General features: G+C 50.1%; 15 protein-coding genes. 4 read left to right on the top strand and 11 right to left on the bottom strand.

The window, feature by feature from the left end; translation table 11 throughout:
- Positions 1-23 precede the first annotated feature (23 nt).
- The 7 genes from IPF95_16020 to IPF95_15990 form a co-directional block, all read right to left on the bottom strand.
- Entirely contained in the window at positions 24-1463 is a 1440-nt protein-coding gene (locus tag IPF95_16020; GenBank protein ID MBK6476191.1) for an MBOAT family protein, read from the bottom strand.
- A 10-nt stretch (positions 1464-1473) separates the two neighbouring features.
- Positions 1474-1716: an acyl carrier protein gene (locus IPF95_16015; GenBank protein ID MBK6476190.1), complete on the bottom strand. Its 243-nt coding sequence runs from the start codon at positions 1714-1716 to the stop codon at positions 1474-1476.
- A 10-nt stretch (positions 1717-1726) separates the two neighbouring features.
- Positions 1727-2386 (bottom strand): GNAT family N-acetyltransferase, encoded by a 660-nt coding sequence (locus IPF95_16010; GenBank protein MBK6476189.1) that lies wholly within the window; start codon positions 2384-2386, stop codon positions 1727-1729.
- The gene (locus IPF95_16005; protein ID MBK6476188.1) at positions 2383-3870 is read right to left on the bottom strand and encodes an AMP-binding protein; all 1488 of its coding nucleotides are present in this window, start codon (positions 3868-3870) and stop codon (positions 2383-2385) included. Before IPF95_16005 ends, IPF95_16010 begins: the two co-directional genes overlap by 4 nt.
- Positions 3871-4014: 144 nt before the next feature.
- A complete protein-coding gene (locus IPF95_16000; protein ID MBK6476187.1) occupies positions 4015-4980 on the bottom strand; it encodes a hypothetical protein in 966 nt (321 codons plus the stop codon).
- Positions 4980-6419, bottom strand: a complete 1440-nt coding sequence (locus tag IPF95_15995) for an MBOAT family protein (protein ID MBK6476186.1) — start codon at positions 6417-6419, stop codon at positions 4980-4982. Before IPF95_15995 ends, IPF95_16000 begins: the two co-directional genes overlap by 1 nt.
- A 259-nt stretch (positions 6420-6678) precedes the next feature.
- Positions 6679-6849: a hypothetical protein gene (locus tag IPF95_15990; protein MBK6476185.1), complete on the bottom strand. Its 171-nt coding sequence runs from the start codon at positions 6847-6849 to the stop codon at positions 6679-6681.
- Here IPF95_15990 and IPF95_15985 point away from each other — a divergent pair.
- Positions 6848-7750 (top strand): TraB/GumN family protein, encoded by a 903-nt coding sequence (locus tag IPF95_15985; protein ID MBK6476184.1) that lies wholly within the window; start codon positions 6848-6850, stop codon positions 7748-7750. The genes IPF95_15990 and IPF95_15985 overlap by 2 nt on opposite strands.
- Positions 7751-7803: 53 nt before the next feature.
- Here IPF95_15985 and IPF95_15980 read toward each other — a convergent pair whose 3' ends face one another.
- Positions 7804-9372, bottom strand: a complete 1569-nt coding sequence (locus tag IPF95_15980; GenBank protein MBK6476183.1) for a peptidase C1 — start codon at positions 9370-9372, stop codon at positions 7804-7806.
- Between the two features lie 116 nt (positions 9373-9488).
- On the bottom strand, positions 9489-12932 hold the full coding sequence (locus IPF95_15975) for a T9SS type A sorting domain-containing protein (GenBank protein MBK6476182.1): 3444 nt from the start codon (positions 12930-12932) through the stop codon (positions 9489-9491).
- Positions 12933-13058: 126 nt separating this feature from the next.
- Here IPF95_15975 and bshC point away from each other — a divergent pair, with 126 nt between their 5' ends.
- A complete protein-coding gene (gene bshC / locus IPF95_15970; GenBank protein ID MBK6476181.1) occupies positions 13059-14642 on the top strand; it encodes a bacillithiol biosynthesis cysteine-adding enzyme BshC in 1584 nt (527 codons plus the stop codon).
- Between the two features lie 15 nt (positions 14643-14657).
- Here the strand turns inward: bshC and IPF95_15965 are convergent, their stop codons facing one another.
- Positions 14658-18176 carry a T9SS type A sorting domain-containing protein gene (locus tag IPF95_15965; protein MBK6476180.1) on the bottom strand — a complete coding sequence of 1173 codons (3519 nt, stop codon included), beginning with the start codon at positions 18174-18176 and terminating at the stop codon, positions 14658-14660.
- Between the two features lie 794 nt (positions 18177-18970).
- Between IPF95_15965 and guaA the strand changes: the two genes are divergently transcribed.
- Together guaA and IPF95_15955 are read left to right on the top strand one after the other, a co-directional pair.
- Positions 18971-20503 carry a glutamine-hydrolyzing GMP synthase gene (gene guaA / locus IPF95_15960; GenBank protein MBK6476179.1) on the top strand — a complete coding sequence of 511 codons (1533 nt, stop codon included), beginning with the start codon at positions 18971-18973 and terminating at the stop codon, positions 20501-20503.
- Positions 20494-22284, top strand: a complete 1791-nt coding sequence (locus IPF95_15955; protein ID MBK6476178.1) for a LysM peptidoglycan-binding domain-containing protein — start codon at positions 20494-20496, stop codon at positions 22282-22284. Before guaA ends, IPF95_15955 begins: the two co-directional genes overlap by 10 nt.
- 180 nt (positions 22285-22464) lie before the next feature.
- Here IPF95_15955 and IPF95_15950 read toward each other — a convergent pair whose 3' ends face one another.
- On the bottom strand, positions 22465-23265 hold the full coding sequence (locus IPF95_15950) for a hypothetical protein (GenBank protein ID MBK6476177.1): 801 nt from the start codon (positions 23263-23265) through the stop codon (positions 22465-22467).
- Position 23266: the final 1 nt, after the last annotated feature.

The following is a 23266-nucleotide window of genomic DNA, read 5'->3' as shown; positions in this document are numbered from 1 at the left end:
GGATAGGTACGGCTGGCGTATAACTAGAATTGAAGATAAATGAACGCATCGGCATTGTTGGTCATGTACATACCGATCAAGAATACCAGGAATGCAAATAATGACCATCGCAGGAACATCGGACCGATGGAGGTGGATCTCGCCAATGCATATCCATCTTCTCGCCCCCACCATTCAATGACCAGAAAAAAGGAAACCAGGAAAGGTGTTGCATTCATGATCAGGGTTGGCCGGGCCAAAATACTTGGGTCCAATATGCCTAGCCAATAATCCACCGCGCTGCCAAGATCCGGTGCGCGCATTAGGATGAAGGACATTGACATAAGTAAGAATGTAGCGGATATGGAAAAAAGGCGCGAAAGCTGAAATACCGACCCCTTCGCATTCGATGGTTGGCTGGTAACATTACCACGGATCACCAATGGGATGAAGAACAGCCCTTGTAACGTGCCAAAGAGTATGAAGGTCCAATTGGCACCATGCCAGATACCCACCGCTAAAAAGGTGATAAATATGGAAATGGCCAACCCCGTTCGACCTTGAGCGCGTAGTATGAAGTTGAGTGGAGTGAATACATGGTCCATCATCCATGAAGTCAATGAAACGTGCCACCGGCGCCAGAAGTCACCCACATTGGTCGCAAAAATGGGTGCTCGGAAATTTATCTGAAGTGGTAGTCCCAATAATTTTGAAAGACCGATCGCAATGTTTGAATATCCTGAGAAGTCAGCATACAATTGGATCAAATAGAGGAACGCACCAAGTAATAACGTGCTACCATTGGCGCTCTCAATATTGTTATAGATCGGATCTACAAGTACGCTACAATTATCGGCGATCACAATTTTGGCGAACAGTCCCCAAAGTATTTGTCGTAGGGCATCTGAGATCTCGGTTGTGCTGATCTTCCTTACCACTTCCAAACGCGGCAAGAATATCCGAGCTCGCTCTACTGGACCAGCCAAAATTTTGGGAAAGTGGAATACGTACGTGAAGAACGACAACGGTTCCTTCGTGGCTTTTTGCAAACCGTTGTTGACATCCAGCAGGTACCCGAGCATTTGGAACGTGTAAAAACTGATACCGAGCGGTAGCGCAATGCGTAACACCAAATAATGCGCTGTTATGCCCATGTGGCCGAGCAGATCGACCATACTGTCATAGAAAAAGCCGAAGTACTTGAAAAAGCCTAAAGCTCCAATATTGATCGCAATACCGGTCCAGAACCAAAAAAGACGGACCGGATCACGATCGGCCCTATCAATGGCCAATGCTATGCCGAAATTGGCTGCGGCACTAATAGCCAAAAGTCCGAGGAATCGAAGATCCAGCCAAGCGTAAAAAAGTATGCTTGCTGCAAGGAGAACAGCATTCTGATAAAGTGCGGATCGTTTGGCTATGGTCCAGTACAGCAATAGGACCACAGCGAAGAACCCAAGAAACCCGAACGAAAAGAATACCATGTAGGAATGATCAGGTCACCTTGTTGGAGATCAGCTCGATCAGCGATCCCATGTTCCTGAGTTGATTGATCTCCCGTAATTTGAACCGGATCCCAAAACTCTTTTCCAGTGCGGTTATGATCGACATGTGCGTGAGTGAGTCCCAACCCTCAACATCCGGAGCCGTGAGGTCGTCGCGCATTTCGAAACGATCATGTCCCAATACGTCGATCAAGGTCTTGCGAATTGTATCTACCAGTATATTCCTGTCCATTTCCAATGGGTCAAAGTGTCATTTCTAAAAGTGATTTCTCGTTGAATGGCAAGAGTTCCATGGTCCTTGTGTCCTGTGAACGAACTTCTCGTACCGTATTGAACCCCATTTTCAAGTATGCTGAAAGCGCACGGTCGTTATTGTTGAACACTTGGATCTGGACCTTGTGTACCGTGCTTTCCCCGGTCTTTACAATTTCAATATGCGCGGCTATCAGTTGAGCCGCTAATCGTTTTCCTCTTTCCATAGGAGAAACATAGACATATTCGATCTGTAATGTACCTGGTTCGCGATCCAATTTCAACGCTGCTGCGGCCGGGCCGTTGCGCCTAAGTGATTCCATTGCAGTGGCCGGAAATGTATACCCGATCAAGTTGGATCTCAGAAGTCCTGAAGATAGCCCGTCAATTTCACCTTCGATCCAGCCAGCAACAGCCGCCACCGGACCTTGATCACTTTCGGCAATAAGGAAACTGCTAACTGAAAGTTCACATCCATCTACTTCTTCTTCGAACATGGCACGTATCAGTTCTGGCAGATCCTCTTCTTCCAAACCGTGCAGTGAAGCGATACCTGGGCGGTCCGTACCGCTTCGCTCTGCGGCGATAATGGCTTCCGTTAGGAACCCGATATCCGACAGCGTCGCACTTCGTATGGCTATGGTATTCATGTGGTTCGTGCCACGACGAATTCACGGATCGCGCGTCTGTCTATCTTCCCATTCTGGTTCAACGGAAACACCTCCATATTCATGATATGCCGTGGGAGCATGTACTCCGGTAAATTGTTCCGCAAGGCAATTACCAATCGAATTGCGTCTACCTCAGGGCCTTCTACCACTAGACCAAGCTCGGTGATGCCATACTGGTTCACTAGAGCAACGGCAACTGCATTTTGACGCTCCAGCTGCTTTCTCGCGTGGTGTTCCAAGTCCGCCAATTCAACCCGAAAGCCTTGTATTTTTACTTGTTGGTCCGTACGGCCGATGTACAGGATATCCTTGTCCGCATCCACTTCACATAGGTCGCCTGTTCGATAATAACGGATGCCTTCATGATCAAAAAAAGCTTCGTTCGTGCGATCCGGGTCATTCCAATATCCTTTAGTAGCCTGCGCTCCGGATAAACAAAGTTCTCCTTGCTCGTCCGGACCGACTATCGTTCCATTCATATCCCGCAACACAACGCAGGTTCCGTGCATTGGTATACCGATGGAAAGCACACCATTGCGCTCCTTGTTAGGTGTCGTGCGGTCATATCTGTATTCCGTGCAAAAAATGGTATGCTCCGTAGGGCCGTATACATTCATGATCGTGGCATTAGGTACGCAGCGACTCCATTCGTCCACCACTTCCAAGGTCAATGCCTCTCCACAGAACAAGTTCAATTTTGGCTGCGGGCAATCGATCTCATCAAAATACGGTCTTAAATAGCCGAGTATGGAAGGCACCATTAATGCTACGGTAAGCGCATGGTCTTCCAACAAACTATGGATGTAAGTGTATTTGAGTTCATCCTTGGGAATGGTGTACACACAGGCCCCCTTGAGCAAAGGGAGCATGTATGACATCACCGAAAGATCAAATGTCAGATCGAACATCTGCAAACAACGATCCTCAGGACCGAAATCATATCCTAAATGATCGAACGCATCAGTGAATGCAGAAAGTGCCCTATGATCAATGGGTACACCTTTCGGTTGTCCAGTGGTTCCCGAAGTGAATAGGATATAAGCGATCGTATCCGGTGTTATGGACACGAGTGGTCGTGCTACAGTATTTAGGGTCAATTCATCAGTACGTACTACTTTGACCTTATCCAAAGGTTTTGGCTCTCCAGCTGATAGAACTATGCTTATTCCAGCCTTTTCTATGATCGCCATGTTCCTAGCCTTAGGGGATCCTGGGTCCAATGGCACATACGAACGCCCCTCTGCCCAAAGCGCAAGTATGGACGCATAGGTCATAATATGATCCGAAGCATAGATACCGACATTCAACTCAGTTTCTGGCACTGACCCCTTCACTGCGGATCGCACTGCATTAACGCATTGCTCCAACTCCAAGTAGCTGTATGAGCGATCCGCGATGTAAAACGCAGGTCTGTCAGCGAAACGCGTAAAATTTTGGAACAGAGTGGTTCGGGGCGTTGACATTATTCGGATGTACTCTTGGCTTAGCGGTAGAATGCCTGTGTTCGGTTCCGCGTAAATATACAAGGCTGTTCCGTTCTAGTTGATCTTTGGAACAGTGCTGATGGACACTCTGGCCGTGAGTTGTTGAAATGCATTTATCCGATCTTACCGATCTCGCTGTTCCAGCCATCCACGCTCGATCAACGTATCGATCAAAGCTGCGTTGAATAACTCCACTCCGGCTTGGTTCAAGTGATGGCCATCGGTGAAGTGCAACGTATCCGTTAGGGCCACCTTGTCGTTCATGTTAAGGAAGACCGCTCTGCGAGACGCCATGAACTGTTCAAATTCCCTTTGAGGTCCGAGCATGTGCGCGTAGGTGAAGTGGGGAACGGGCGCTTCAACCAGTATGAGCTTTTTGCCCGTACGTTGCGCTAATTGTACTATCCGATCGAACGCTTCGATCTGCTCGCTAACATATTCCTCATTTTCCTTTTGTTCGGCTTCCGCTTCTGGTTGGTATTGTCCTATGATCCGTTCTACGAAACCTCCAGGGATGTACTGCCCGTCATCCTCTTGAGCGGCCTCAATGAGGTCATCATCAAAATCCAATGTTTGTCTAAGTGTTCCATAGAACAGCGCATTGGTGGTCTTGATGTGATTTTCACGAACTACCATTCCCACCGTTGCCAGATCGATAGGCCGGTTCGCGATAAGGTCCAATGCGGATTCAACACCGTCACTTGAAAAGAGTATAGGATTCACCTCCATAATGATCACATCAGGATCGAGGTTCTTCATGGTGCTTTTCAACAAAAGCTCGCTCTGTATCGGTGACTGAGCACTGCTGCCGAGGTTGAAACTCGAGAACCCTTGCTTTGCCCAAAGGCGTGTATCAAAACCACGGTAGGCGTGGGATGAACCAAGGAAAAGAATATCCACCTTACCTGCATTTGCTGCTTCGCGAACACGCGTGTGCATGTGACCATAGCCCCCAACAGGATAGGGGACATTGCGCATGTACGTGTTGGGCAATGCTGTCTTTCCCACTGAGATCAGGACCGGGTACGTCAACAGTAGAAATCCTCCGAAAAGAAGCAACTGGCCGAGGTATTTTAGTTGCGTACTCATCAGAATTGAAAATAGATGAACGGCGTTTCCTCGGTATTCATGAACATGCCGATCATGGCGATGATGGTGGCATAGCCGCCCCAACGTAATAGGCGAGGCCAAGTGCTCGCGAAGCGTTCAAGAGCATGTTCGTGTTCTCTTGCGAACCATTCCATCGCCATAAAGAACACTACGAGCCAAGGCAGCGCTGCGAATTTGTAGAACGGCATCTCGAATAGGCTCATATCGACCATGCCCGACCAATAGCCCATGGCTTGATCCATATCCCGTGATCGGAACAATATCCCCGTCATGCAATTCAAGAAGAACGTGCTGCCCATTAACCACACTTCTTTGGGAGTAGGGAAGAGCTTTCCTTTTGCAACAACGGAACTGCGTCGCGGACGTTTTGGACGCAGGAAGAGCAAGGAAAGAAATACAGCATGGATGCCTCCGTACAGCACGAAATGCCAAGCAGGGCCATGCCAGAGACCGCTTACGAGAAAGATGATGAAGATCCCCAGAATAGACTTTCCCTTTCGCCCGCGACTGCTGCCCATGGCGAAGAAAATGTAGTCCCTGAACCAGGTGGTGAGCGAGATGTGCCAACGCTGCCAGAATTCAGCAATGTCCCTTGAAAAGTAAGGGAACGCAAAGTTCTTCATGAGGTCGAAACCGAATAACCGGGCACAGCCGATGGCGATATCGCTATACCCACTGAAATCACCGTATAGCTGCATGGCGAACCAAAAGATCCCGAGCAATAAGGTTGCACCACTACAGTCGGTGTAATTCGAAAAAATGTGATCGACCTCTACCGCACAATTGTCCGCGATCACCATTTTCTTGAAGAAACCCCAAAGCATTTGACGGGAGCCATCAATGGCCCGCGCGAAATTGAATGTGCGCAGTTCCTTGAACTGCGGTAACAGATTGGTAGCGCGCTCTATGGGACCCGCAACAAGCTGCGGAAAGAAGCTTACGTAGGTGCTGAAAGCGATGATATCCCGTGTGGGTTGCAACTTCCGCTTGTATACATCGATGCTGTAGCTAAGTGTTTGGAAAGTGTAGAAGCTAATGCCAACGGGCAAGATGATATTGAGCCGTGAGATGTGGAAATCGGCACCGAACAGACTGAACGCATCAACAAAACTTTCCAGAAAGAAATTGGTGTACTTGAAGTAACCGAGCAGACCAAGATTAATGGCAAGGCTGGTCCAGAGCAGGTACTTGCGGCGACGTGGATCCATGGTCTGATCCAAGCCAATGCCCACGAAATAATCCACCAACGTACTGAAGGCGATGAGTACCAGAAACCGTGGATCCCACCACCCGTAGAACACGTAGCTCGCGACCAACAGGATCACATTCCGGCGTTGCAGGCTTTTTCCACCCACCCACCAATAGAGGAGAAAGATGAGCGGCAGAAATACCGCAAAGTCTATGGAATTGAACAGCATTTAGCCGCAGACAATGGCTGAGTTCGGCAAAGATGTGCTTAATACGGACATAGGCCCGAATTGAGCATCCATATTGAGTTGAATTTAGAGGCTCACCAACGGTGCAAGGGTAGGGAAAGTGCCAATTTGCTTTTATCCATCTGTCGAAGGCATTTCAACTTTCGGCGGATCCACCGCGGATCTTGAGCGAAATTGACCGGACCGATCACAAAATAATGTGTCTTCCAAGGCAACCTTTTTACTCTTCTCCGTCAATAGGTTACTCTACACGATCTCCGATAATGGAACGTACACAACCCAAAGACCGATCACTTATCATCCGCGCAAGCATGGTTGCTTTTGCGCTGTTGGCCATCGTATCCTTCGCTTTGGCCCGTGTGCCGTGGTAAGACCACCCAATTAGTCCGGTTCTGGTATACTTTCGGTGCATGCGGATCTCTTTTTTAGTGCTCGTAGTGCTTGTGGCCTTTTGCGCTCAGGCACAGGAACTCGCCAATACACTTTTATGGCGGATCGTTCCGGCCAATGGTGGCAGCGCCAGTTACCTCTACGGTACGTTCCATACCAAGAACGATCGCGCATTCCAGTTCACGGATAGCGTATTGCCTGCTATGGCAAGCTGTAATACGGTCTTTGGCGAGTTGGACCTGAAGGCTGAACAGCGCAATGCCTTGGGCTTAGCGGCCGCAATGCGGTTGCCGGACGATAAGCGCTTGGAGGACCTTTTCAAAAAGAAGGAATGGGAGCTGGTGAAGGTGGAAATGGATCAGCATATGGGACTCCTTGCTGCCATGGGCCAACGGATGAAACCCATTTTCGTGCTGATGCTGCTGAATGAGGGTGCCATGGAGGGAGAGCAATCTGAGCTATTGGATCAGCATCTACTATCCATTGCTACGGCTAATGGGCAGCGCATCGGAGGACTTGAGACCATGGATGAACAATTGAGGGCGCTGGATGCGATCCCGCTGACGGAACAGGCTCAAATGCTCTTGGATCATTGTAAGAAAAAGGATGTAGAAAATGAGCAGGAAGAAATGCTGCAAGCCTATGCTGATCAGGATCTGAATGCATTAATGAAGCTTGCAGAAGGTCCAAAGGGGATCTCCGCTAACTTCGAGAAAGAGCTGATAACCGATAGGAATCTGCGCATGGTGCATCGCATGGATAGCTTGGTCCAACTTGATACAACGTGCTTTTTCCTCATTGGTGCAGCTCATTTGCCGGGCACTACCGGATTGATACAAGGCATGCGCGAACGTGGGTACACCGTGGATCCGGTGATCGCAGTTGCTACGAAGCAACGCGAAATTGAACTACAGGAAAAGTGATCCGGTTCACCGGAGCTGTCGCATCGAAGGGGCACATCCAACGAAGTGCTGGCCTACTTTTTTTCCAATTCCAGAACGATGGCTAAGGCATTCTTTCCAGCGCTGCTGCTTGCACCAATGGTCTGCCCATCGGTATAGCGCACATCCATTGCCAATTCCGAGCCGAGGACCTCATTCAATTTAGCATCCAGGCCTTGTGCTGTGCTCGCAAGCATGGCTTCGTTCAATTTCGGATAATCGAAGGGTTGGTTGGTGATCAATATCGCCATCACATCCACCGTGCCTTCATCATCGGCCTTCAGACTGTAGTCATTTGGGAATAAGCGCGTGCCGGTGATCCCGCAATACGGAGAATGCTTTGGTGTGTAAGGGAAAAGTACATAGGTGCGGCCATCGACCTCTTGGCCGAAGACGTACGTGTAACACTCCGCATTGTTGGTCACCTCGATCTTGAACTCAGCCCCTTTTGCAATGGGCGTTGTGCTCCGGAATACATTGCCTCCGATATTCCGCAAGGGTATGTTCTTCTTGGTGGCATTGTCAATGAATCCGAACTGGATGTCCATCACAGTTGGCTTTTCATCGACTCCCTCACCTTGTGGATAAACCGCGTATGCTTCTTTGGCGAAATAGTCGAAAACCGGGTAGGGTAGCCATGCCAGACCGTTGTTGCCCCATTCGGGGCCCCAGCTGTTCATGATCTGGAACCCGCCGGTATCCCCGAATTTGTAATCATCATACCCTACAACACACATGGCATGTCCACCGAAGCCGCGCTGCTCGTAGTCCGCATCGGTCGGGATCCAAACATCCTGTCCTTCCATACCGCGCATGAACGTGCCACCGACCATCATGCCGATCACGATCGGAGAGCCTTGTGAAAGTTGCTGTTTCATGGCCAACATGTCCGTGCGCTGCTCGTCCGCACCAAGCGTTAACCGCTGGAATCCTTTGATCCGATAGGGAAGTGCCTGCTGCTTTTCTTCGGCCGTAGGTTGCTTGCTGCAATTCTGGTCCGTGTAGCCGAACTTGCTGAATGGAAGTGCCCCGCCTTTCAGCATGGTATCCATCGCACGGAAGATGTACGAGCCTTGGCAATCGCTATTGTCGATCTTGATCTGATTGTACAAATAGCTGGGGCTGAAGGCCGAAGACTTTGGATCGGCATTCGTCGCTTTGGCCTGTACGATCGTTCGAGCGGCGTAAGCACTGGCCCAAGCCACACAACTGCCTTGTTGCCCTTGGTTCATGCGCGGTGGGCAGAAGGCTTCCAGTGAGGCACGTTCCGGAAGTGGGTTCTTTACGTTATCCGCCAACGGCTCGTAAACCTCGGCTTTGTCATACAGTTTGGGGTCGAATTTGGCTCCGGTCGTGAAGCCAGCCAATTGGCTGATCATATCGTTTCCGCCACTGTTCTTGCCAATGGTGAACCAATACAACAACGCCAGCGCAATGACGACAAGCAATAGCTTCGGTTTCTTGATCAGAAATCCTAGGATCATAGGTAATAAACTTCCGAGTCCTCCACCTATTCCGCCGCCTCCGGCATTCGTGGATCTACGTGGCGTGGACGATCTATTGGATCCATTCTGCCCTTCGTCGGGCACCATTCTTATCGGCATGGTAGTAGTGTGTTGTTGGGATCAAAAGAAAGTCAGAATAGATCGATGCAAGCTGTTCAGTGACCTTATCGCATGATTGGATCGCGAATGTAAGCGTGTTGTTAACTAGCTTGATATTACTGCTTCATTAGCCTAAGCGTACCTGTTCCGGATTCGGTCGAAACACGGAACTGATAAATGCCATCGGCGAGGTGACTTAGGTCGATATCGTGTAGACCGTTGCCATTAAGCGTAAGTGAACCGTTCTCCACCTCCTTGCCCAACGCATTCAGAACAACGTATTGTGCCGATCCCTGCTCATCGCCGAGGTCGATCGAAAAATGGCCATGGCTTGGGTTCGGAAAGGCGCTTAGTTGTATTGCCTTGGTATCTTCATCTATCCCAACACCTGTTGCGACAGTGAATGGCCAATGGAGCTTCCTGCCGAACTCGGACTGAAAGGTCTGTAACGTTGCCCCGTTAGGCTTTTTCAAACGGAAGTATCCCGTTCCAGCATCGGTATCAGCCCAGTATGACAGACCATCGTTACCGGTATCCAATACTTCTACGGTATAGCAACCATCAGCCAAATTCAATGTGTCGATGTAGACCGTGTTCGCCACGTGTGCGCTACGGTTGAATACTACAGTACCTGTGATATCCCTTACCGTTACGGTATTCTCCGAAGGTCGGTTGTTGGTCTTGTAATGCAAGAGCACATCGGTGGTGTAAACAGAAGGAAGAGCGAATGTGGTATTGTAGCTGTCATTGGCCGAATACATATCGCTTCCTCCATTCGGTGTACTCACGGTAGCCGTGAATACATGCTCGTTATCACCATTCCAGAACGAGGCATTCACAACAGGTAGTGAAACCAATGCGGTCTGCATGTGCTTCAAATTACCGTTCCAGGTGTACGTGAGTGGTGTGCCTCCGCTAACGCTGTATGTGAATGTTACTTCAGTGAGGTCAGTTCCTCCCGCGTTCCTGAGTTCCACCAACGGATCGTAACAGATCGGGTTATCCCTTCGGCGATAGTCCGCATCACTTGGACGTTGCACATCAAGTATCTCCGCATCCAATGCAAATGATGGTGCACTGAATTCGAGCAGATCCATGTTGATCACATAATTCCCCCCACCCATGCCGACATTACTTCCCGGTACGGGTGTTATGTCATAGTCCAAGTCAACACTTCCGCCGGATAATACCGAGGTCAGTTCCACCGTGTGGTCCTTCACCACATCCCCTGGGCACCATCCTTCTCTACTTCCAAGCCACGTTCCTCCCTGCGGATACACTGGGTTCAACGCACAATCATTGGTCTGCCAAATGTGCCATTGATCAACTTGTGCTCCGTTCACTTTTACATAGTGCGTATTGTCCTTCCACTCGCAACAATGCGGATAGTCCCCAGTATTGCTGTTATGGCCGTGACCTGTCAAGCGCGTGCGCAAGCTCCATTGACTTGCTGCCGGATCCAACTGTACGGTTACCGGCGGAAGCTTCACATCGTTGTCCAGATCCGCATAGGTATAGCTGCCCATTTGGCCCCATGGTCGTTGGTGGTTCACAACGGAACGTGGCGCTATTCCTTCGATCATTTCGAATTCAAGATCGATCAATTCCTGCTGATTACCGGAGCTCAACTCCACACTATCGTGCAAGAGCCATTGGTAATCCGTTACATCATAGGTCCATCGGAACCCTTGCGGCCCTAAGCTCAAATTGATCCCGTATGGCGTAATGAAACGACCGATCTCAAATCTGTTCAGCACTTCGAACGGCTCACCGAAGTAGTTCAAAGTGTCGTTGTAATGGATCGCTCCCGTGGTGTAAACGCTGTCCACGATCGAGTGGTCCGGAGCATAGGTGTAGTTCCATTCGCCCAGAAAACCGTAAATGGTATCCGTTGGCACTACGGCATTGCCCTGTACCGCATGCTCCACTATGGAAAGGAGCGAACCCGGGCGCGGAATGCTGGCCAAGGTGCTGTCCTGTACCACTGTCTGATCGCCTTGAACGAAGGTGATGTTCGGGCGGATCGAGGTCGTTTGGGCACTGAAGACCATTTCATCTATCATTCGTCTGTTCCGGCGAACGGTACCCATGAGTTGCGCATCTGGTAAACCGGGAATACCTAAGGCAGTAGTGGCACTCGGTACTTCAGAAAAGTTATAGGAATATACAAGGTCCGCGTAGTTCGGATGAGAGAAGCTCATCATGCTATCATGCCATGTGGCAATGGTCGCTGCACTTACTTCGGTTTTGAAAATATTCAGGTCGTCCAAAGCACCAGTGTAAGGGTAATCGCCATTCACGCCAGCGCCGATACGCACTTGGGTAATGCCCGTAAGCGGCTTCGTTTTACCGGTTCCGGTATGCCACAATTGACCATTGAGGTAGATCTTCATGGAACCGGTGGCTGCATTTTTTACAAAAGCCCACGTATTCCATTGGCCACCAATGTTTGCCGCTGGTGCCAGTTTCTCGATCCGGTCCGTTCCGCTTCCATCATTGCCGGCATCCCAGTACATGTGTCCATCGCTCCACGGTAAATGGATGTTCAATATCCGCGTTCCGGTCGCATCCAATGCCTCAAGCATGGTCGTATTCATCGGTAGCTCAGGTGCCCCGAATGCCTTGAATGTAATGGTGATCGCATCGCCCAGTTGCGCCATTGGTGCGGGATCCATGGCTAGATGATCGTTCTTCAATTCCACATAGCCGTCTTTGCCCCAATGTTGTAGCTGTTTGGTGGTTTCCTCCTCCCATGTTGAGCTTATGGCGGCGTACGAGCCTTCATCCAGTTGCTCAACGATCATATCGACCAAAATATCCTGCACACCATCCCAAACGAACGGGGAGTGTAGTGTCAGCCTTAGGTCGTTCACCAGTTCGGTGTTTGCTTCATATACAGTGGTGAAAGCGGTATCCACGAACGTATCCGTGAGGCCTGCAGTGCCATTGTTCTTCATCCTCACCTTTATACGGAACCTTCCGCTTGCATCCGTTAGTGGTAAACGCAATTGGTGAATGGGCTGGCCTGCACTAAGACCGGCAAGCTCCAATTTATTAACCGGATAAATGCTTTGGGATCGCGTTACGCCAAGTGTTGCGTGAAAGATCGCGTCATCGGCAATTACACCATCGCCTATGGTAGCCAAGGTTTCCGTGGACCCTGATAACAGTGTCGGTGTCTGCTGCCATTGCTGATACTGATCATGCCCCAATGAAGGAATTTGATCTACGCTATCAGGCGCTTGCGTGCCTACCAGGAAATATGGGTGTTGCAGCGCTGTTGAGTCCAGTACTCCCGTATGTTCATAGACCTCACTGTGTGTCAAATAATCCCATTCCCCACACGGGAATCCATCTTGCGTGGTCTGTGGGTCACATTTCAACGTATGGTGCATCAATACCTTTCTGAACGTATGGCTCTCATCGGGGAAAACCCACCAACCACGGCGCGTGGTTATTGAGTCGTATGTAAGCGTTTGAACGCGAATGGTATCGTCCTGAGCCAACAGCAATGGGGCATTCAACAAGATCACGATCAGTAGGGTAAGGGTCTTTCTCATATGGGGGCGTCGTTGGGAGGTCAATATAAGTTCGGTATGTGCTTTGTCCGGAGTAATCCAAGATCACCCTTAGAGCCCTAACACGGATTCCGAACTGAACGCCGGCAGGGAGGTACATTTGCGCCAATGCCTGTGAACCATATTCGCTATGCTGATACCCAACGGTTCTCGCCGTTGGTATTGGATTACCTGTCAAAAGAGAAGGCGTTGGATGAGCTGTACAATTTCCCGCCAACGTTGGCGGGTTTATTGACCGCTGCTCGAGATAGAAAATTCCCGGCTATCAATAGGGAGGTTCTATGTGAAGTCCTTCGGAAGCAATATGCTGGCATTCCGATACATGAAAAAGTGAGCGAGAGCCTAATTGCACTTGCACAGGATGATTGCTTAACACTGACCACTGGTCACCAGCTTTGTTTGTTCACCGGTCCGTTGTATGTGCCCTTCAAGATCCTGAATAGTGTGAGGCTTGCCAAGAAACTTTCAGATGAACGCGGAAAACCCGTCATACCTGTGTTCTGGATGGCGACTGAAGATCATGATCGGCCTGAGATCGATCATGCATGGATCAACGGAGTTAAAGTTCAATGGCCAGGGGAGATCAGTGGAGCAGTAGGTCCGTTGCCATTGACAGGCATTGATGCGGTCGTTGATGAATGCATTCAGTTGATCGGACAAGGGCCACATGCGGCTGAAATAGCAGCTCTCTTAAGGTCATCTTATCGTCCCGAGTATACACTAGCTCAGGCAACACGTTTGTTCGTGAATGGTCTGTTCGGGCATCTCGGTGTGGTTTGTTTGGATGCGGATGATCGCGACCTGAAACGCCTGTTCATACCTGCAATGCAAGAGGAGCTGCTCAACCAAGTAGCGCAACGTGCTGTTAGTTATGCCAATGAGAAATTGGCCAAGAATTACGGAGCTCAAGCACATGCACGTGAGATCAATTTGTTCTACCTGAGAACCGGTGATCGTTCCAGAATAGAGCGGCAAGGTGATCGCTATCAGGTATTGAACAATGGACCATCGTTCTCTTTGGATGAGTTGCTCAACGAGCTGGAACAACACCCGGAACGGTTCTCGCCCAACGTTGTCTTAAGACCGATCTATCAGGAAACCATCTTACCGAACGTCGCGTACGTAGGCGGTGGAGGTGAACTCGCTTACTGGTTCCAATTGAAGTGGGTGTTCCAAGCACTCCAAGTCCCGATGCCAGCACTGTTCCTGCGGACGAGTGCAGCTTTCATTTCAGAGAAACATGTGCGGCAATGGAAGGAGCTTGGCTTGGATGTAGCTGACCTTTTTAAGCCCCAAGAAGAACTGCGTGAAGTAGTCGCAAAAAGCCTTGGTGACCTTGATACCGATCTGGATCCGGAACGCGAACTGTTGAATGCTTTTTACAATGACCTTCTAAAGCGAGCAGAAGCCGCGGATAGCACGTTGAAGGGCGCAGTGGAAGCACGCCGTGCTTCCGCGTTATTCGGTCTGGACAGGATCGGAAAAGGATTGGTGCGTGCTGCGAAACAGAACCAAGCCATTCCGTTAGATCGCTTGGCACGAATTCAAGAAGCTGTATTTCCGGGAGGGGGGTTGCAAGAACGCCGGGATAATATCCTGCCGCTATTGGCGATGTACGGCATGGGCTACATCGATGTGTTGCTCATGCAATTGGATCCGCTTGTGCACCAGTTCGCGGTGATCGAAGAGTAGGGGAGTGAGGAACGCTCAATAAACGAAGCGTACACTCTCCGTCCGTTGCCCGTCACTTAATCGGAACAGATACGCACCACGTTGCAATCCGTTCGCAGGAAGTTGCAGTCTGTCTTCCTGCAACACGGTTCCGGAGGTGATCAAACGTCCGGTCATGTCCAAGAGTTCATAGTAACTACCGACCGGGAAGCCATGCATCGCCGTCAGTTGGTCCGCATCACCGAAGACTACCAACGGGCGATCAGTTCCAATACCTCTGTACACGGTTACGACCCCGGAAAGTTCACTGGTACCGTCAAAATCCGTTTGGCGTAAGCGGTAGTAACTAAGACCTGTCAATGGCTCGCGATCGAAGGTGAGGTAATTGAGTACTTGTTGGCTATTACCAGCTCCAAGTTCTTCATGGATGTTCGTGAAATGTTCTCCATCCGCACTGCGTTCTACGGTAAAGAAGTCGTTGTTCCGTTCGCTGGCCGTGGTCCAATCCAACCGCACCCATGGCTCCTCAACCTTGGCAGTAAAGGATATCAATTCAATCGGTAGGGGATTCTCTGCGGTTATGGAACCCAAGGTCCATGCCGTCGGGCCAGGAAGTGTATTGAAATCTGCATTGGTCTGGATCGCCGCGGTAGGTATCGTGCCGGTCAATAAAGTTCCGGCAGCTCCACCATTTCCACGGTCGCGCCAGATGGAATTCGCAATATCCCAACGCGCAACCCGAAGATCAGGCAAGTCGGTCACACCACAACTTTCGGGTGTATCCCAGGTCAATTGAACCGTGGCGGAAGCTAAACCCGCCCTACGATCGATCAACCAATGTTCGCACTGGCTGAGATGATGAAGCGTTGGTTCCATGATGATCCCCCATGAATATGACGTAATAGGGAAGTACTCGGCAATGAACGAATTGCTAATGGTTGCTCCACTCGGCGTAATGCCACATGGTCTTAAGCTGGATCCTTTACCTACGGGGAACGTAAAGGGTGTATTCCCGATCTTCTCCATGGGTCCATTCACAAAGCTCACGGGGCCTAAGTCTGATGCATTCGCCCACGCGCTACCATTCAATAAAGTCAATAGACCACCTGGGTCGCTGGTATTAACAAGCCCACTGGTCAGGTCCAATAACGTGCGTACCTGAATGGGGCTGTTCAGCGTAAGGGATCCAGAAGGCTTATTCACGAGTAGCGTAGCGAAGACCTCAGCGCCGGTAGCCATACTAATGCTTTGTGCCCCAGTGCCTGTGAACTCAACCGTACTATTGGTCTCAGCGAACCAACTTGCGTCGCGCTGGTTGTCCCAGTTTCCTTGCACGCGCATACGCCCTCCTGTTAAGTTGATCCACCCACCATCTGCAATGGTCACATCACCACTGAATGTAGCAAGGGCTGAAGGCTGTGTCGATAAGAAGCCCGCATTATTCGTACTTCCCACAGCTTCCAGATAGAGATTGGTTGCGGTCAACGTTGCATTCGTGTTCAACAAGGTATTCATCAACAATCCGGATGCTGTTGTTGTTTGACGTAGTTCACCACCAATATTCAACGTGCTGTTCACATCAACAACAAGGATTCGCGTACTAGCGGTATTGCTGGTCATTGTAACAGATGCACAAACCCCAGTTCCCCCTGGCTGCAACCCGCTTGCTTGACCAACCGTGCAGGATCGAAATGAGAATCCTAATGCCGGATCTATAGTAACATCCGTGGTTGCAACAGGTATCTGCACATCGTCCCAATTCTTGCAATCGAACCAATCCGTACTCTTGGTCCCGCGCCATTTGCCCGGTATGAAGGGTGCAACGATGATGGGGAGAATTGGTGATGAGACCCAACTATTGCCCATGGTATTGTAAAAACCACAGGTGGAATAGGCAGTCCAATTCGTTTCATCATCTACGCGTATGATCCAGTCCCGTTGTGAGGCCGCAGATAGAAAGCCATCATACTTGCCAAAATCGCTGGCTGAGGTAGGTGCCATGCTGAAGCATTCAACTCCAGGAGGCAAGTTGCTTAGCTGTGATCCACTTCCATTACATGCTGCGGTCCAATTCGGAGCAGGGTTCGAGCTGAAGGCATATAATATCGTTCCGGTATAGGTGGCATTATGTTGGTGAACATTTCCAGGAGCGGTGCCGCTGTTCCAAGAATTACCCTGCATGAAGAAGAGCTGATCCCCACCATTATTCAATGCTACAGCTGTTGGGAATGATGCGCCAGGGGGAGCATTAAGGGTTGCACAGGTCCATGCGCCATCCGGTGCAAAAGATGTAATGTTCGTTGGACCCGAGGTGTTCTCTATCCGGAACGTAATTACTTGTCCGGCCGGTATCGCAATTCCTGTTCGGGTCATACGCACTGTGCCTTCGGAGTTGCCCCACTGGCCGGCATTGCAACGCTCATACCCGTTGTCAGTGATTATGATCGTTGTTCCAGGTACGATCGGTTTGAAACAGAAGAAACTGACTAGGTCATAACCCGGTGCTCCAGAGCAAGCAAAATCGTTCGCGTTAACACCCACAATAATTAGATCACCTGGTTCAAGTATCGTTGCGGGTGAATCATTATCACCGATCGTAAGCGTACTTGAATTACTGCCACCAATGGCCATATCACCCGGAACTCCGGTAACTGTAAAGGTTACCGTTTCAGTTAATTCAACCAGCACATCATTATTCGCATACGCATTGAAGGTAGCTGATGTAGCTCCTGCGGCATACGGAATGTTGAACACACCGCATGGTTGCGGAACGAATGGCGGCAACGCGATATTGTAATCATTTCCCCCACCACACGTTGCTCCTGGCCCGTTCGTGATCGTGATCGTAATATTCCCTGCCGTAAGTGCCGGTGGATTGATGTTGAGCGTGAAAGCCTGCGCTGCACCAATGTTCTCCATGACTGAAATGCTCAACGTGCCAAAATTCACTGTTGGGGTAACATCATTATCCAGGATCGTGAAGATCTGAAAAGTAGGTGTGCCGATCGCGGTTCCACCGGTAGTACCGGATATAGTGAATCTGATGGTCTCGTTCGATTCAGTAATGATGTCATCTACAATGGTCAGATCGAATGTCACACTTACATCATTGATCGCAATGGGGACAGTTATCGTTCCGGCAGCTACAGCTGGGTTTGTGGTATAGTCCGTGGTGTAAGTGCATCCTGGACCATTGAGAACAGTAATAGTCGCAGTCCCTGCCCCAGTAGCAGCGGGGCTAATTGGCAATGTAACCGTAACCGTGCCGGCAGCCTCACTTGCAAAATCCGTTGCGGCGGTATGCGATATTGTTGGTCCAGCAGTGTAGGGTGTCCAATTGATATCATCGACTCTCACCTGACCATTTGTAATACTTCGGATCTCCAATTGTACGGATCCCCCTAAGTTAATGGTCTCAGTATGTAACACGACTACATCCGAAACCTGACTAACATTGATGTCCACTCCATATTGTAATCCATTGACAAAGATCTGCAGCGTTCTGGCACCAGCGCCAGTAAATCCACGAACATAGTTGAAAGAAAGGGTTCCCATGCCACTAGCATAAACCGGTGAGATTACGTTGCGTGTTCCATGTGAATTCTGCCCAAAACAAATTGCCTTAGTGTTAATAGTTTGATCCGTACGCGCACCTTGTGCTGTCCAAATCACACCATCCGTACCCGTCCATGTTCTGTTTTGGTAGCTATTGGAACTCCCAGTAGGAATATTCTCAAAATTCTCCGTGCCCTGCCCAAACCCTATCCCACAGAACATGAGCGCCGCTAGCATAAACACTAGCCGCTTTGGTCCTGTAAGACCTGCACTAAGGGTTCTGGTTCTTCCGTTCATTCTATACGTTACGCCACAAAGTTCCGTCGTTCTACGTTCATCCACATCACCGGATCGTTATCATTGATCGAAGTTTCTTACGCCGGAGAGCACGCGTAATAACAGTGCAAGATACGAGATCTATGGATCGGTCCTCGTTTATCCACATTCCTATGATAAGACGTGATCCTTAACCAATTGGCCGCCTAAGGACGCAAAACTTATGAACGATCTGAACCTCACCCAGCCGTTTGGCAGGCGAGCTCCCGGGCCCTCGTTCTCGACTTCGCACGAACTGCGCCGAAAATAAGGGGGGCCTATGGGTCGAGCGTGATACTATTCATTGCTTTGGGTGCGTGGACAAACCAACGTTCACCAACGCTTTCAACGCTTCGGTTGCATGTGGATAGAGTTAATACGGATCAGGGGAATCCTGTTCGCCGAGCGGCGGCTTTGGTAACATCCCATCAATGTTACTTTTGGCACCCTTTGCAGCACTAAGCGCAAGAAACCCTCTTTTGCCAGAATCCATTCTGATCCTCGATCACGGTTCCCAGTATACCCAGCTCATAGCACGTCGGGTCAGGGAACTGAACGTGTATTGCGAGATCCATCCCTTCAGTAAAGCGCAACAATTCGTTGGTGACCCAGCGATCAAAGGCGTCATCCTCAGCGGTAGCCCCAGTAGCGTTCATGAACCTGGTGCTCCTGATCCAGACCTCACCGGGATCCTCGGTAAGTTGCCCGTGCTTGGCGTTTGTTATGGTGCGCAGTTGTTGGCCAAACGTACCGGAGCCACTGTGGAGCGGTCCAGTGTACGTGAATACGGACGGGCACACCTAACGACCATCGGGGACAGCCATTTATTCGATGGCATTGATGCAGGCACACAGGTCTGGATGAGCCATGGAGATACTATAACCGCTCCGAGCGAAGCCATGGAAGTGCTTGCCAGCACACCGGAAGTACCCGTCGCTGCGTTCTCGTTGGGAGATCACCTTACCTATGCCGTACAATTCCATCCGGAGGTTTATCACACTACGGATGGCTTGCAGCTGCTGCATAATTTTGTGATCGGTATCTGTGAATGTGCCGGGAACTGGACCCCGCACAGTTTTGTTGAACAGACCGTGCAACGCCTTCAGCAGGAGATCGGAACGGACAAAGTGGTGCTTGCCTTAAGTGGCGGCGTTGATAGTTCGGTCGCTGCCTTGTTGTTGGATCGCGCAATTGGTGAACAGTTGCATTGCATTTTCGTGGATAACGGTCTGTTGCGTAAGAATGAATACGATACGGTACTGGAGAGCTATAAGCACCTTGGGTTGAATATCAAAGGGGTCGATGCCAAGGACCTGTTCTATTCAGCATTGGCTGGACTCGATGATCCCGAGGAAAAACGGAAGGCCATTGGTAAGACGTTCATCGATGTATTCGATACCGAAGCAAAACGGATCACTGATGTCAAGTGGTTGGGACAAGGCACCATTTACCCTGATGTTATTGAGAGTGTGAGCGTGAACGGACCTAGTGTGACGATCAAAAGTCATCACAACGTTGGTGGCCTACCGGCTCGGATGAACTTGAAGGTGATCGAACCCTTGCGACTTTTGTTCAAGGACGAAGTACGTAGGGTAGGTAAAGAGTTGGGTCTGGATCCGAACATCCTCGGCAGGCATCCGTTCCCTGGTCCCGGATTGGCGATCAGGATCCTGGGTGACATCACACCAGAAAAAGTAGCATTGCTGCAAGAGGTGGATCACATTTTCATTCAAGGGTTGAAGGATGAAGGCCTGTATGATACGGTCTGGCAAGCGGGTGCGATCCTGCTACCGGTAAAGAGCGTTGGCGTAATGGGTGATGAACGCACCTATGAAAATGCTGTTGCTTTGCGCGCTGTTTCAAGTACGGATGGTATGACCGCCGATTGGTGTCACCTACCGTACGAGTTCTTGGCACGAATATCGAATGCCATCATCAATCGCGTACACGGCGTGAATCGCGTGGTGTATGACATCAGTAGTAAACCTCCGGCAACCATTGAATGGGAGTGATCATTAGGGTCATAGCGATCGTGTTCGCCGTACTGCTAAGTATGGCCACGTTGCATGCGCAAGAGACACGCACGGTGAACGGCCGTTCCTATTTGGTCCATAAAGTAACCGCAGGTCAGACCTTGTTCGCGATCAGTACGAGCTATGCCATTCCCATTGATGCGATCATTGCTTCAAATCCTGGCTCGGAAAATGGTTTATCCATAGACAGTGAACTACTGCTGCCAAAAGATGCCATCATTCGCAAAGAGGCGAAGAATGCACCGGACCTGAAGGCCAATGGGGAGATGTTGCACACCATTGCCAAGAAGGAAACGCTTTTTGGAATAGCAAAGAAGTACGGCGTGGATATCAATGAACTGATGTCGCGCAATCCGCAGGTGAATTCCGGGATCCGTCCAGGCATGGACATCGTTATCCCCGTTGTGAAATATCAAGGAAGTACAGAAGCAGCATCGCGACCAGCATCTCCGCCCAATACACTAACGCATTTGGTACAGCCGGGCGAAACGGTCTTTGCTCTTGGAAAGCGCTTCAATGTTACCGTTGATGCGATCAAGGAGGTGAACGGCGGATTGCCAGCCGGATTGAAAGCAGGTGATACGGTCTACATTCCTGTTGAACCCGGAACCGGAAAACCATTCCTGAACAAAGTTGATCCTGATCCATTGGCGAACGCGCCTGATCTAGAACACTACAAGATCACTTTTTTATTGCCATTCTCGATCGGAAAGAATGATAGTACACTGGCTTCAGTGCATTCCGAAGGCCGGTATTACGAACCCACCAGAATTGCTGCGCAGTTCTATGCGGGAGCCAAGTTGGCCTTGGATTCCTTGCAGAATATGGGACTTAATGCGGAAGTTGTCGTGAAGGATATGGGCGATGGGCAGGATCGGTGGACAGCCGTGCTTCGTGATCCGGACATTGCACGGACCGATCTATTCATCGGACCATTTCATCGCACTGCAATAGAACAATTGGCGCGGGTCGCAACGCGTTCACATATTGTCTGTCCAGTGCCGCAGAGCGTGCGCATGATCCTCGGAAATTCAATTGTCAGTAAGATCACGCCAACGAGCACCGATATGGTGCGACATTCCGCCCGCTACGTGGCTCAACGCCATTCACGGGATAATGTGATCCTGGTACGTGCCGATGTGAAGGCGGACAATTCCTTACAGGATCAAATGCAAAGTTCATTGCAAAGTGCATTGGCTTCCCAACCAACTAAACTGCGGGATAGTGTACTTGTGGTGAATAGCGTGAAGCGTGATCTCAAGAAGCTTCTCACGAAATTTGATGAAGCGAAACTGAATGTGATCGTTGCTCCTTTCAACGATGTTGAATTTTCAACAGCGCTGGTGGGATTCCTGAAGCAACAGGCAACAAAATACCGGATCATTGTCGTAGGGATGGAGAGCTGGTTGCAGAATGCCAGTATTGCCGCCATAGATCTGGATGAACTTGGTTTTTTATTCGCAAGTGGCAGTTTCGCGGACCCTCATGATCCAAGGCTGATCGCATTCACGAGCAAATTCCGTGAGACCTTTCATACCGATGTGGATGAATATGCGTTGATGGGTTTCGATGCGACCATGTACTATGGAATGGCATTGATGACGCAAGGGAGATCATTCGCTGCACATTTCAATCGCATTCGAACAGTGCCATTGTACGCTGGTTTCCGTATGACAAGCACTGGGCCGGAGAATGGTTTTCGCAATGAATACGCCATTATGTTGCAGCAGAAAGGGCTGGAATTGATCAAGGCTCCTTGATCCGAAGGGCATCGCGGTCATCTTTCAGCGTCCGTTGGACGCTTTGTTGTCGCACTTTTTTTACCACGGATGGACACGGATCCACACGGATGCTGGGAGGATGGGGCCGCCGTTAGGCGGACTTATCTGTGTTCATCCGTGTGGATCCGTGGTAACCACTTCACACGCTTGCGCACCAATTCAATAGCTGATATCGTCGAACTGGATCCGGTCCACTCCAGCTAGCAACGCTTTCCGTCGGCTCCAATAGCCGCTTACATTGAAGGCCGATACCTTGAGGCCTAATTCGTGTGCCATCGTAACATCGTCACGTCCAAGGTGGTTCACGCTCATAGTGACCCCGGTAAAATGTGACGTGGCCGCCCGGCGGATGGATGCTTCCACATCTGAGCCATAGACATAGAGCGGTATATCGGGTGCTTCAAGTTGAACAAGGCGGAGGAAGTCCTCAACCTGGCATTCAACGACGAGTTTGTTGCTGAGCTTACCGTTCAGACGGCTCAATGCGCGTGTATACGTGCGTAGATAATGCCACCACTCACCGTGTGCGAATAACTTGCAATCCAGCGTGAAGTCTGCATTCGGGTATTTCAGCGCCAGTGCGGGAAGTAGCTGGTCCAGCCGAACGATCGGAAATGGACTATCGGCTTCATTCACATTCGGGCAGCGCTGCAATTCTGTCCAAGACATTGAGTTCACTTTCCCGGTGCAAGCCGTTAGGTCTTGGAGAAGTTCCGGGTGATAGGCCACCAGCACACTGTCCGCGGTCAGCTGTACATCCAGCTCAATGCCATCCATTCCATTGGCAAGCCCATTGAGTAAGGCCGCTTCCGAGTTCATTGGATAAGGGCTATTCGTACCTGAGCCACCATGCCCGATCCGGAGGGTTCCCTCACTTTTCGGCATACCGCATCCGGTTAGGAGAGCTAGGACAAGTACCAGGTTCAACACGCGCATTACGAGGCCGAAACTACAGCGCACC

This window comes from Flavobacteriales bacterium (assembly GCA_016704485.1).
In the GTDB taxonomy this organism is placed as follows: domain Bacteria; phylum Bacteroidota; class Bacteroidia; order Flavobacteriales_F; family PHOS-HE28; genus PHOS-HE28.
Note: the sequence above shows the minus strand (reverse complement) of the source record. Positions and strands in the feature narration are given on the sequence as shown.

Bases quoted from the DNA above. Each gene is read 5' to 3' on its own strand.
- IPF95_16020 (MBK6476191.1), bottom strand. From the start codon at position 1,463: ATGGTATTCTTTTCGTTCGGGTTTCTTGGGTTCTTCGCTGTGGTCCTA.
- IPF95_16015 (MBK6476190.1), bottom strand. From the start codon at position 1,716: ATGGACAGGAATATACTGGTAGATACAATTCGCAAGACCTTGATCGAC.
- IPF95_16010 (MBK6476189.1), bottom strand. From the start codon at position 2,386: ATGAATACCATAGCCATACGAAGTGCGACGCTGTCGGATATCGGGTTC.
- IPF95_16005 (MBK6476188.1), bottom strand. From the start codon at position 3,870: ATGTCAACGCCCCGAACCACTCTGTTCCAAAATTTTACGCGTTTCGCT.
- IPF95_16000 (MBK6476187.1), bottom strand. From the start codon at position 4,980: ATGAGTACGCAACTAAAATACCTCGGCCAGTTGCTTCTTTTCGGAGGA.
- IPF95_15995 (MBK6476186.1), bottom strand. From the start codon at position 6,419: ATGCTGTTCAATTCCATAGACTTTGCGGTATTTCTGCCGCTCATCTTT.
- IPF95_15985 (MBK6476184.1), top strand. From the start codon at position 6,848: ATGCGGATCTCTTTTTTAGTGCTCGTAGTGCTTGTGGCCTTTTGCGCT.
- IPF95_15990 (MBK6476185.1), bottom strand. From the start codon at position 6,849: ATGCACCGAAAGTATACCAGAACCGGACTAATTGGGTGGTCTTACCAC.
- IPF95_15980 (MBK6476183.1), bottom strand. From the start codon at position 9,372: ATGCCGATAAGAATGGTGCCCGACGAAGGGCAGAATGGATCCAATAGA.
- IPF95_15975 (MBK6476182.1), bottom strand. From the start codon at position 12,932: ATGAGAAAGACCCTTACCCTACTGATCGTGATCTTGTTGAATGCCCCA.
- bshC (MBK6476181.1), top strand. From the start codon at position 13,059: ATGCCTGTGAACCATATTCGCTATGCTGATACCCAACGGTTCTCGCCG.
- IPF95_15965 (MBK6476180.1), bottom strand. From the start codon at position 18,176: ATGGGAACCCTTTCTTTCAACTATGTTCGTGGATTTACTGGCGCTGGT.
- IPF95_15955 (MBK6476178.1), top strand. From the start codon at position 20,494: ATGGGAGTGATCATTAGGGTCATAGCGATCGTGTTCGCCGTACTGCTA.